Genomic DNA, 10,906 nt, shown 5'->3' on the forward strand with positions numbered 1-10,906 from the left:
CGCCTTCTCGGGTCGCGCCGGTCAGGCGCCGGTTCATGGGTCGCCGGTCAGGCGCGGGTTTGTGGATCGCCGGCGGGGGTGTTGGTCAGGCCGGGTGGCGGGTCGCCCAGCGGGCCAGGGCGACGAGCTCGGCGACCGCGGCCGGCTCGGGGATCGCCAGGTCGAGGGCGACCAGGGCCTGCGCGAGGAGGTCGTCGGCCTGCTGGGCGCACCAGGAGCGGGCGCCGGAGCGTTCGACGACCTTCGCGGCGCGCTCCAGGTCGGCCTCGCTGAGGCGGGTCTCGCGGTGCAGCAGGTCGGCCAGCTCGTCGGCGCCCGCGGCGAGGGCGGCGGCGACCGGCAGTGAGCGGCGGCGTCCGCGCAGGTCGGCGAACGCCGGGCGGCCCGTCACGGCCGGGTCGCCCCAGATGCCCTGCAGGTCCTCGGCGAACCGGACGGCCAGCCCGAGCCGCACCCCGAACAGCCGCAGCTGCTCGACCCGTGCCGGGTCGCCGCCGCCGGCGAGCGCGCCGAGGGCGCACGCGCAGCCGAAGAGGGCGCCGCTGCGCTGCTCGACCGCGGAGATGCACGTGCGGAGCAGGTCGTTGCCGGAGCGGTGCCGGGGCAGCACGGGGTCCAGGGCCGTGCTGAGGTCGGTGTGTTGGCCGTGCAGGAGCTGCTGGACGGTGTCGCCGAGGATGCGGACGCCGGCCCGGTCGACGGATGCCGCCCCGGACTGCCGCCGCGCGTCGGCGCACGGGTCGGGGGTGCCGTGCTGCTCGGTGAACCTGTCCCGGGTCGCCCGGTCCTGCCGCACCGGCTCCCTGGAGGGCACGGACGGCACAGCCGGCACGGACGGCGCGGTGTCGGGCGTGGCGCGGCTGGCCTGGCGCAGCGGGCGTGGCACGCGTCTGGTCGGGTCGCCGGTCGCCGCCACGTCGAACGCGAGCGCCAGCATCGCCTGCCCGCCCAGCGTCGCCGGGTGCGGCCCCACCACGCTCCAGGCGGTCGGCCGGTGCAGGCGGGTCAGGTCGCCGTCGAACAGGTCCCGTTGCAGCCCCGACCAGTGGTGCACCAGCTCCACCGCGACGGCGCCCGCCACCGCGTCGTGCGGGTCACCACCGACGGCGCCCGCGCAGACGAGTGTCAGTGCGGCGCGCGTACGGGCGGCGGGCGGATCCTCGTCGAGCCCGCCGAGCTGCAGCTCGGCCACCTCGCGCGACGGCTCCGGGAGGCGCCCGACGGCGGTGCGCAGCGGCGGCCCGACCAGCAGCTCCGCCCATGCGAGGACGTCGTCGACGGTGCGCAGCACGGTGACCATCAGCCGGAAACCCCCGGACGCGGGATCATCACCGGTAACGCACCACCCATCGGGCCAGGCATGGACAAGCGCCGATCTGATGTCGGCGCCGTGGACGGGTCAAGTATGCCGCCGGTGCCTGCCGGACGTGCCCAAAACCACGATGGTGGGCGGGTCAGCGCATCGCCTGCAGCAGGGATGGATCCGGTGGTGACACGACTGCGGCCTGTCGGTGCCGGAGGGCCTCCCAGGCGGCCTTCGGCCCGGCCGCGACGTCCCTGGCCGTGTTGTACCAGATCGTCACCTGCTGGCATCCCTCGCAGAGGGCGGGCACCCCGTACGCGTCGACGCCCAGCCGCCGGCACAGCGTCACCGCACGGTGCAGGTGCAGCTCCTGGCTGACGAGTATGGCCTTCGTCACGCCGTACACGTCGCGGGCACGGCGGCACGTGTCATAGGTGTCGAGTCCGTGCGGGTCGACGACCATCCTGGCCGGATCGACGCCCTTGCCCGCCAGGTAGTCGCGCATCACCCGGACCTCATCTCCGGATCCGCCCTGCGCGTCACCGGAGATGAGCAGCGCCTTCACCTTGCCGGACGTGAGCAGCTGCGCGGCGACGTCGAGCCGCCCCTTGAGGAACGGCATCGGCTCCTGCCCGCCCGGCGCGACCTGGGCCCCGAACACGATCGCGACGTCCGCCTCCGGGGCCGTCGAGGCGGGACCGATACGGCCGAGGGAGGCCGCCCGTACCCACACGGTCGGTGACAACACGAGGACGGTGGCCGCGACGGTCCCCGTGAGGACGACCCTGAGCAGGATCCGGCGGCGCCGCTCCAGCCGGGTCTCGCGGCCGGCGGGGAGCGACTGCTTGTCGCGCGCCGCCCACCTGGCCCGCTCGACCTCGAACAGGAACCACGGCGGCACCGTGCCGTGCGTGCGCAGCGTCTCGCGCTCGTCGTCGTCGAGGTAGCCGGTGACGTGGTCGACGGCGAGCGAATACGCCGCCATCCGCGCCGACCCGCGCCCCTGGGACCGCAGCACCGCCCACGCGCCCAGCGTGGCGATCGTCAGCAGCCAGCCCCACGGCCCCAGCCGCCGACTGCGCCGCCGCAGCTGGTCCTGTACGGCCAGCCAGGCGACCCGCTCGTCCCGCAGTTTCGGCATGGCGGCCAGCATCGCACGGTGATGTGCGCCCATGGTGCCCGTGTGGTGTTGGCCGTGTGAAGCCGTGGCTGTGTGGTTTTGTCCGGGCGAGGCCGTGGCCGGTGTGGTGTTGCACGGGTGAGGTCGTAAATTGTCGTAGGCGCGAGGCAGGATGTAGGCCTCGGGTTGGGGAGGTGGCGTCGGGTGGCCGGCAAGATCAAGGACGAGGACATCGCCTTGGTACGGGAGCGCACCGCGATCGCGGATGTGATCTCCGAGCACGTGACGCTGAAGTCGGCCGGGGGCGGCAACCTGAAAGGGCTGTGCCCGTTCCACGACGAGAAGACCGCCTCGTTCAACGTCTCGCCCGCGCGCAACGTGTATTTCTGCCACGGCTGCGGCGCCGGCGGCGACGCCATCAAGTTCCTGATGGACCACGACCACCTGACGTTCGTCGAATCGGTCGAGCGGCTCGCCGGCCGCGCCGGCCTGCAGCTGCAGTATGTCGAGGCGGGCAGCGCGCCGGTCCGCCAGACGGGCCAGAAGCAGCGGCTCATCGCCGCGCACGCCGAGGCGGCCCGCTTCTATGCCGAGCAGCTCGGCTCGCCCGGCGCCCGGCTGGCCCGCGAGTTCCTCGCGCAGCGCGGCTTCGGCCGCGAGGAGGCGGAGCGCTATGGCTGCGGCTTCGCGCCCGAGGGTTGGGACCCGCTGAGCAAGCACCTGCGGCTGAAGGGCTTCTCCGCGCAGGAGCTGATCACCGCCGGGCTGTCGAAGGAGGCCCGCTCGGGCAGCCTCATCGACCGGTTCCGCCGCCGCCTGCTGTGGCCGATCAAGGACATCTCCGGCGACGTGATCGGCTTCGGCGCGCGGAAGCTGTTCGACGACGACGACGGCCCGAAGTACCTGAACACGCCCGAGACCCCGCTCTACAAGAAGTCCCACGTCCTGTATGGGGTGGACCAGGCCAAGCGCGAGATCGCCAAGCAGAGCAAGGTGGTCATCGTCGAGGGCTACACCGACGTGATGGCCTGCCACCTGTCCGACGTGCCCGTGGCGGTCGCCACCTGCGGCACCGCGTTCGGCGCCGACCACATCGCGGTCCTGCGCCGCCTGCTGCTGGACGCCGACGGCTACGGCGGCGAGATCATCTTCACCTTCGACGGTGACGCCGCCGGGCAGAAGGCCGCGCTGCGCGCCTTCGAGGACGACCAGCGGTTCGTCGCGCAGACGTTCATCGCCGTCGGCCCCAATGGCATGGACCCGTGCGAGCTGCGCATGGCGAAGGGCCCCGTCGCCGTCCGCGACCTCGTCGCCGACCGCCAGCCGCTGCTCGACTTCGCCCTCCGCTCCGTCATCCAGCGCTTCGACCTCGACACCGCCGAAGGCCGCGTCGGCGCCCTCAAGGCCACCGCCCCGCTGGTCGCGAAGATCAAGGACCGCACCCTGCGCCCCGAGTACGCCCGCAAGCTCGCCGGCGACCTGGGCATGGAGCTGGAGACGGTCCAGCGCGCCGTCGGCGCCGCCGCGAAGGGCGTCGTCGAGCCCCCACCCGCCGCCTCCACCCGCAAGATCCTCGCGCCCGACAGCGCCGAGGCCCTCGTCGAGCGCGAGGCGCTGAAGCTCGCCCTCCAGCAGCCCGCCCTCGCCGGCCCCATGTTCGACGTCATCGGCGCCGACATCTACGCCCACCCCACCTACACGGCGCTGCGCGCCGCGATCGCCGACGCCGGCGGCGCCTCGTCCGCGACCGGCGGGGCCGTCTGGATCGAGCGGGTCCGCGAGGCGTGCCCAGACCCGGCCGCCGCGGCCCTCGTCACCGAGCTGGCCGTCGAGCCGCTCCGCCTCGACGGCGAGCCCGACCCCCGCTATGTCGAGGCCACGATCGTCCGGCTGCAGCTGCCCGCCCTCAACCGCCGGATCGCCGACCTCAAGTCCAAGCAGCAGCGCATCAACCCGGTCACCCACGCCGACGAGTACCTGCGCCTCTTCAGCGAGCTCGTCTCCCTGGAGCAGCACGCGAGGGCGCTGCGCGACCGTAGTGCCAGCCGCTGGTGACCGTGCGCGTGCGGGGCGGGTGTCCCGGAGCCCCTGGCCGCTCCGGCGTTCGTGGCCGTTCTGGCGCTCGTGGCCGCTTCGGCGCAGGCGGGCGGTCGCTGCTGGTGGTCGGTGCGGTGCCGGCTTGCGATGGGTTTGTGGTGGCCGGCTCGGGGTCGGCTCGCGGCGGGTTTGTGGTGGCCGGCTCGGGGTCGGTTCGTGGCGGGGGTCCGGTGGTCGGCGGCGGGTTGCCGGCGGTGGTGCGTGGCCGGTTCGTGGTGGGTAGCAGGTCGGTGGGGTGCGGCCGGGGTCTGGTCCTGCGGTCGTCCGACAGAAGGAGAGCGTCGTGTTCGGCTTCCTGAAGAAGCGCCGGCTGCCGCCCGCGCAGCGGCCCGCCCTCGCCGCCGACGAGCGCGTCGTGTCGTGGGCGGGCGCGACCGGCGACACGGTGGTCGTCGTCACCAACCTCGGCCTCTGGCTCCCCGGCGCGGGCGAGCGGCTCGGCTGGCACGAGATCCACAAGGCCACGTGGTCGGGCCGGCAGCTGGCCCTCATCGCCGCCCGGGAGCTGCCCGTCGACGGCCCTGGTGGGTACGTCGTCATGGAGGACCTGACGCCGCTGGTCATCACGCTGCTCGACCCCGACAGGGTGCCTGATCAGGTCCGCACCCGGGTCAACAAGTCCATCGCGCACACCTCGCACCACCCGCTCACCACCGGCTTCGGCGTCCGCGTCGTCGCCCGCCGCGTCAGCGGCGTCGACGGCCTGCGCTGGACCGTCCGCTACGACGAAGGCGTCGACCCCACCGCCCCTGCCGTCACCGAACAGACCGCCGCCCTGGTCGCCGCCGCCCGCCAGTCGATCGGCACCCCCGCCTGACCCCACCCACCTGCCCCCGACGGCGCCCGCGCCCGCAACGTTTCGCCCCGGCCGGCCTTTCGGGTGGACGGTCCGCCACCAGCACCCGACCCGAACCCCGGCCCGTTGTCGCCGATACCACCGGGCGGCTCACAACGTGGGTCGCCCGCGCCGCTGAACGGTTGGGAGAGTCCTCTGGTCCGCTGACGGCGGTGCCGCTGAGCCGCCCGCGACGTGGGGTGGTTGCCACGCTGGCTGGTCGGAGTGGCAGGTCGGGAGCCTGGTCTGCTGATGGTGGGATGCTGCATGGGCGGCTCGCTATGTGGGGTGGTTGCCGCGCTGGCTGGTCGGTCGGGAGCCTGGTCTGCCGACGGTGGGGTGCCGTTTGGGCGGCTCGCGACGTGGGATGGTTGCCGCGCTGGCTGGTCGGTCGGTCGGGAGCCTGGTCCGCCGACGGTGGAGTGCCATTTTGGCGGCTCGCGACGAGGGGCGGTTGCCACGCTGTGTGGGCGGTCGGGAGCCTGGTCCGCCGACGGTGGGGTGCCATCTGGGTGGCTCGCGACGGGGGCGGTTGCCACGCTGTGTGGGCGGCCGGGAGCTTGGTCCGCTGAGGGTGGGAGTGTCGCTTGGGCGGACTGCGGTGAGGGGTGGCTGCGGTGCTGGCTGGTTGGGTCGGTCAGTCGGTGGCCGGCCCGCTGACGGCGGGTGTGCCCTGGGTCGAGTGTGCGGTAGGCGGGGGCGCGGATCGGCGACGGCGGCGGACCAGGTGGACGGCGGCGGCCGTGACGAGCGCGACGTCCAGGAACGCCCCGGGCACCTTCGTCTTCGTCGCCAGCCCCAGGCTGTCGGGCAGCGTCAGCAGCGGCAACCCGGCCGCGGCGACCAGCACGACCGTGCGCAGCCGGCCGGTGAGCGTCGTGCCCGCGAGCAGGGCGATGCCGGCGATCGCGTACCAGGCGTAGAACACCGGGCCGAGCACCGCGGCCGCGAGCATGCCGCACCCCGCCGCGGTCAGCACCACGTCCTGCGCCCGCCGCCCCGTCGCGCCGCCGTCAGCCGCGCCGCCGGTCACGCCGTCAGCCGCGCCGTCGGTCACGCCGTCAGCCGCGTCGTCGCCGGTCACGCCGCCCGTCGCGCTGCTGGCCGTCGCGCGGTCGGCCGTGGCATCGCGGCCTGTGGTGACGCTGCCCCCTGGCTCGGGGCCCGTCGCGCTGCCGCTGTTGATCGGTGCGCCGCCGGGGTGGGCGGCGCGTTTGAGCGAGGCCAAGGTGGTCGCGGTCCGCCACCACAGCCCCAGCAGGATCACCGCCAACGCTAGCAGTCCCACGGCCCGCGCGACCGCCACCGCCGTCGCGAACGACTCTGGGTGACCGAGCATGCGCAGCACGTAACCCACGGCCATTCCCACGCCGGTGGGGATGGAGAGCCACTGGACCATGGTGCTGGTCGAGCCGAGGGCGTGCAGGAAGCCGAGGCCGTGGCCGGTGAGCACCGCGAGGAGGGCGTAGGTCGCTCCGATCGTCACGCCGAAGGTGAGGGTGCTCGTCCAGCGGGCTCTGGTCGTACCGGCGAAAAACACCAACAGGAGGGCGAACGGCACGGCGCCGAGCGCGGTGACCTTGACGGCGACGGCGAGGCCGAAGGCGAGCCCGGACGCGGCGGCCGCCGCGAGGCCGGGCCGTCTCGCGGCGACGAAACCGGCCAGGACCAGGCCCGCGAGGACGACGTCGTTGTGAGCGCCGGACACGACGTGGACGAGGACGAGCGGGCTGGCGGCGAGCAGCGCGTTGCCGCGGGAGAGGCGGTGCACGGCGGCGACGCACAGCACCAGGCCGAGCACGGCGGCGAGGCGCAGCAACAGCACGGCGGCGGGCAGGCTGCCGTGCGCGAGCCAGGCCGCGGCGCCCTCCACGGCGATCCACAGTGGACCGTAGGGCGTGGGGGTCTCGCGCCACAGCTCGGGCACGTCGGACAGCCACGTGCAGGGCAGTGCGGCGGGCCCCACCTCGTAGAGGTCGAAGCCTGCGTCGAAGAGCTGGCCCTGGCAGGCGTACGCGTAAATGTCGTGGCTGCCCAGCGGCGGCGCGACCAGCAGCGGGACGCTCCAGAGCGCGGCGGTGACCAGCAGGCCGCGCTGGTCGGTCGCGTCGCGCAGCGTCCACCAGGCGCGGATCAGCATCGCGAGGGCGACGAACCACACGATCACACCGAGCAGCCACGCCCCGTCGCGCGGCACCGGCTTGCCGGCCAGGAAACCGCTGGTGGCGAGGAGGACGGAAGCGGCCAGCCCGAGCCAGCGCGGGTTGACGCTCACCAGCACATGGTGCCAACCGGCCGTCGCCGGCGGCAAATCGGACCGATTTTTGTCAGACCCCCGGGTTAGTGTCGCCACGTGGCTGATGACGGAGCGCTGATCGCGGCGACCGGGCTGGTGAAACAGTTCGGTGCCTTCACCGCGGTCGACGGGATCGACGTGCGGGTGCGGGCGGGGGAGGCGTTCGGGTTCCTCGGGCCCAACGGGGCGGGCAAGTCCTCCACGATGCGCATGATCGGCTGCGTGTCGCGACCGACCGGCGGCTCGCTGCGGATCCTGGGCATGGACGCGGCGCGGGACGGTTCGGCGATCCGGGCGCGGCTCGGGGTGTGCCCGCAGCAGGACTCGCTCGACCTCGAGCTGACCGTGCTGGAAAACCTGACGGTGTATGCGCGGTATTTCAACATCCCGCGCCGGGTCGCGCGGGCGCGGGCGATGGAGCTGCTGGAGTTCGTGCAGCTGGCGGACCGCGCCGGCGACAAGGTCGAGCCGCTGTCGGGCGGCATGAAGCGCCGCCTGACGATCGCGCGGGCCCTGGTCAACGAGCCCGAGATCGTGCTGCTCGACGAGCCGACCACCGGCCTCGACCCGCAGGCGCGGCACCTGGTGTGGGAGCGGCTGTTCCGGCTCAAGCAGCGCGGCGTCACGCTGGTGCTCACCACGCACTACATGGACGAGGCGGAGCAGCTGTGCGACCGCCTGGTCGTCATGGACGGCGGCCGGATCGTCGCGGAGGGCTCGCCGCGCGAGCTGATCGAGCGGCACTCGACGCGGGAGGTGCTCGAGGTGCGGTTCGGCAACGAGCCGCTCGACGGGTTGGCCGGCAAGCTGGAGGGCATCGGTGAGCGCACCGAGGTGCTGCCCGACCGCATCCTGGTCTACACCGGCGACGGCGACGCGGCCGCCGCGCAGGTCCACGCGCGGGGGCTGACGCCGTCGAGCGTGCTGGTCCGGCGCGGGTCGCTCGAAGACGTGTTCCTGCAGCTCACCGGCCGGACGCTGGTGGACTGATGGCTCACCGGACCGCCCTGGCGCTCGAATACCACCTGGTGTCCTACAAACGCACCTGGCGGGCGAGCGTGTTCAGCTCGTTCGCGCTGCCGGCGATGTTCCTGGTCGCGATGGGGATCACCGTCGGGCACTACATCGACGAGCGGTCGACGTCGATCGGCGTGCCGTACCTGGACTATCTCGGGCCCGGGCTGCTCGCCTCGACCGCCCTGCAGGTCGCGGTCGCCGACTCGACGTGGCCGGTGTTCGGCGGGTTCAACTGGACACGGGTCTACCACGCGATGCGGGCGTCGCCGCTCACGGTGGGTGACGTGCTGCGGGGGCATCTGGCGTTCGTCACGCTGCGGGTCGGGCTGTCGAGCATCGGGTTCCTGGTGGTGCTGGCGCTGTTCGGCGCGCTGCACTCGTGGTGGGCGCTCACGACCCCGCTGGTCTCCATGCTGCTGGGCGTGGCGTGCGCGGCGCCGTGCTTCGCGTTCGCGGCGCGGACCGAGACCGATGGGGCGTTCGCGGTGCTGTTCCGCGTGGCGGTGGTGCCCATGACGCTCTTCGCCGGCGTGTTCTTCCCCGTGGAGAGCCTGCCTGTGGCGGCTCGGCTGCTGGCGTACGTGTCGCCGCTGTGGCACGGCGTGGAGCTTTCCCGGGCCGCGACGCTGGGCACCACGACCGCCTGGGGGCTGCCCGCCCACGTCGCGGTCCTGGCGGTGTGGTGCGCGGTGGGCTATGTGCTGGCGGTGCGTTCGTTCACCCGGAAGCTGGGCGACTGATGGTCACGACACTGATCTTCCCGCGGGCGATGTCCCGTCTCGACCACCGCGCCTCCGGGGCCCTCTCCGTCACCGCGCGTAACCTCGCGGCGGCCAGGCATGCGGCGTACTGGTGGGTGCTGCTGTCCGGTTTCGTCGAGCCGCTGCTGTACCTGCTGTCGATCGGCGTCGGCGTCGGGCGGCTCGTCGGGGACATCGCGCTGCCCGACGGCCGGCTCGTGACCTATGCGCAGTTCGTCGCGCCGGCGATGCTGGCCGCCTCCGCGATGAACGGGGCGCTCGCGGAGACCACCATGAACTTCTACGGCAAGCTCAAGTTCATGCGCATCTATGATGCGACGCTCGCCACCCCGATCACGCCCATGCAGGTCTCCGTCGGCGAGCTCGTCTGGGCGATGTGCCGCGGCGGCATGTATTCCGCCGTCTTCCTCCTGGTCATGGCGGCGCTGGACCTCACCACGTGGGGGTGGGCGCTGATGGCCTTACCCGTGACGCTGCTGGTGGGGTTCGCGTTCGGGGCGCTCGGGATGGGGCTGTCGACGCTGCTGCGCTCCTGGCAGGACTTCGACTACATCAACGTGACCCAGTTCGGGCTGTTCCTGTTCAGCGGCACGTTCTCCCCACCGTCGGACTTCCCCGCGCCGCTGCAGGTCCTGATCGAGCTGACGCCGCTGTACCACGGCGTCGCCCTGCTCCGGGCGATCACGACGGGCTCGCCGGACTGGACGCTGCTGTGGCACGTGGCGTACCTGGCCGCGCTGGCCGCGGTCGGCCTGACGATGGCCAGCCGCCGGATGGGCACCCTGCTGCTGAAGTGAGCGACCCGCGTCGTCCAGCCGGCTGACGGCTCCGCCTTGGTGGGAGTTTGCCCGCCGCCGCTGAGGCATGGCAGCGGGGCATCGGGGCCTTCGGGCTGTCCGGCTTCACGCTGTCCGGCTCCACGCTGTCCGGCTCCACGCTGTGCGACTTCGGGCGGTGTGGTTGCGGATGGTGTGGCCTTCGGGCGGCGCGGCTTGGGTGGTGCAGTTTCCGGGTCGGGCCGAGCTGGGTGGGGCTGGACCGTGCTCCGGGCTCGGGTCTGTCGCGGGGTCCTGGCCGAGCCGGGCCGGGTAGGGCTGGGCCGCGCTTCGAGCTCGGGTCTGTCGCGGGGTCCTGGCCGAGCCGCCGTAGTGCTGTCGATGCCGGATGTTGCAACGGCCGTGACCGTCGGCATCCGGATGGACCGGCGGCGCTGAGCAGGCCCACGGCCATGACCGTCCTTCGATCAAGCGCTCAAGACCGGCGACCGCGCCGCCGCGATGTGCACCGGACCGCATGATCCAAGGACGGATCTGGCGGTGTGGGCGGCCAGGGTTGTCCTTCGATCAAGCGCCCGGGACCAGTGACGGCGCAGCTGCGGTGTGCGCCGGACCAGTTGATCCAAGGGATGGATCTGGCGGTGCGGGTGGCCATGACCGCACTTGATCGAGTGCTCGGGATCGGTGACCGCGCTGTTGCG

General features: G+C 73.1%; 8 protein-coding genes. 5 read left to right on the forward strand and 3 right to left on the reverse strand.

The annotated features are described in order from the left end of the window. Window positions 1-85: 85 nt before the first annotated feature. Together ABZ321_RS14805 and ABZ321_RS14810 are read right to left on the reverse strand one after the other, a co-directional pair. Window positions 86-1,300 carry a polyprenyl synthetase family protein gene (locus ABZ321_RS14805; protein WP_354891231.1) on the reverse strand — a complete coding sequence of 405 codons (1,215 nt, stop codon included), beginning with the start codon at window positions 1,298-1,300 and terminating at the stop codon, window positions 86-88. 154 nt (window positions 1,301-1,454) lie between these two features. After that, window positions 1,455-2,444: an ElyC/SanA/YdcF family protein gene (locus tag ABZ321_RS14810; RefSeq protein ID WP_354891232.1), complete on the reverse strand. Its 990-nt coding sequence runs from the start codon at window positions 2,442-2,444 to the stop codon at window positions 1,455-1,457. Between the two features lie 183 nt (window positions 2,445-2,627). Between ABZ321_RS14810 and dnaG the strand changes: the two genes are divergently transcribed. Then, window positions 2,628-4,478, forward strand: coding sequence for a DNA primase (dnaG, locus tag ABZ321_RS14815; protein ID WP_344511874.1), 1,851 nt, complete (start codon window positions 2,628-2,630; stop codon window positions 4,476-4,478). 325 nt (window positions 4,479-4,803) lie between these two features. Next, window positions 4,804-5,337, forward strand: coding sequence for a hypothetical protein (locus ABZ321_RS14820; RefSeq protein WP_344511873.1), 534 nt, complete (start codon window positions 4,804-4,806; stop codon window positions 5,335-5,337). A gap of 655 nt (window positions 5,338-5,992) precedes the next feature. Here the strand turns inward: ABZ321_RS14820 and mptB are convergent. After that, a complete protein-coding gene (gene mptB, locus ABZ321_RS14825) occupies window positions 5,993-7,630 on the reverse strand; it encodes a polyprenol phosphomannose-dependent alpha 1,6 mannosyltransferase MptB (RefSeq protein WP_354891233.1) in 1,638 nt (545 codons plus the stop codon). Between the two features lie 78 nt (window positions 7,631-7,708). Here mptB and ABZ321_RS14830 point away from each other — a divergent pair, with 78 nt between their 5' ends. From ABZ321_RS14830 to ABZ321_RS14840, 3 genes are read left to right on the forward strand one after another with little or no spacing between them, the layout of a single operon-like run. Further along, on the forward strand, window positions 7,709-8,641 hold the full coding sequence (locus ABZ321_RS14830) for an ABC transporter ATP-binding protein (RefSeq protein WP_354891234.1): 933 nt from the start codon (window positions 7,709-7,711) through the stop codon (window positions 8,639-8,641). Further along, window positions 8,641-9,408 (forward strand): ABC transporter permease, encoded by a 768-nt coding sequence (locus ABZ321_RS14835; RefSeq protein WP_354891235.1) that lies wholly within the window; start codon window positions 8,641-8,643, stop codon window positions 9,406-9,408. Before ABZ321_RS14830 ends, ABZ321_RS14835 begins: the two co-directional genes overlap by 1 nt. Beyond that, window positions 9,408-10,226, forward strand: a complete 819-nt coding sequence (locus tag ABZ321_RS14840) for an ABC transporter permease (RefSeq protein ID WP_354891236.1) — start codon at window positions 9,408-9,410, stop codon at window positions 10,224-10,226. Before ABZ321_RS14835 ends, ABZ321_RS14840 begins: the two co-directional genes overlap by 1 nt. The last annotated feature ends 680 nt before the right edge of the window (window positions 10,227-10,906 follow it).

The sequence above is a fragment of the Dactylosporangium sp. NPDC006015 genome (assembly GCF_040614215.1).
Taxonomy (GTDB): domain Bacteria; phylum Actinomycetota; class Actinomycetes; order Mycobacteriales; family Micromonosporaceae; genus Dactylosporangium; species Dactylosporangium maewongense.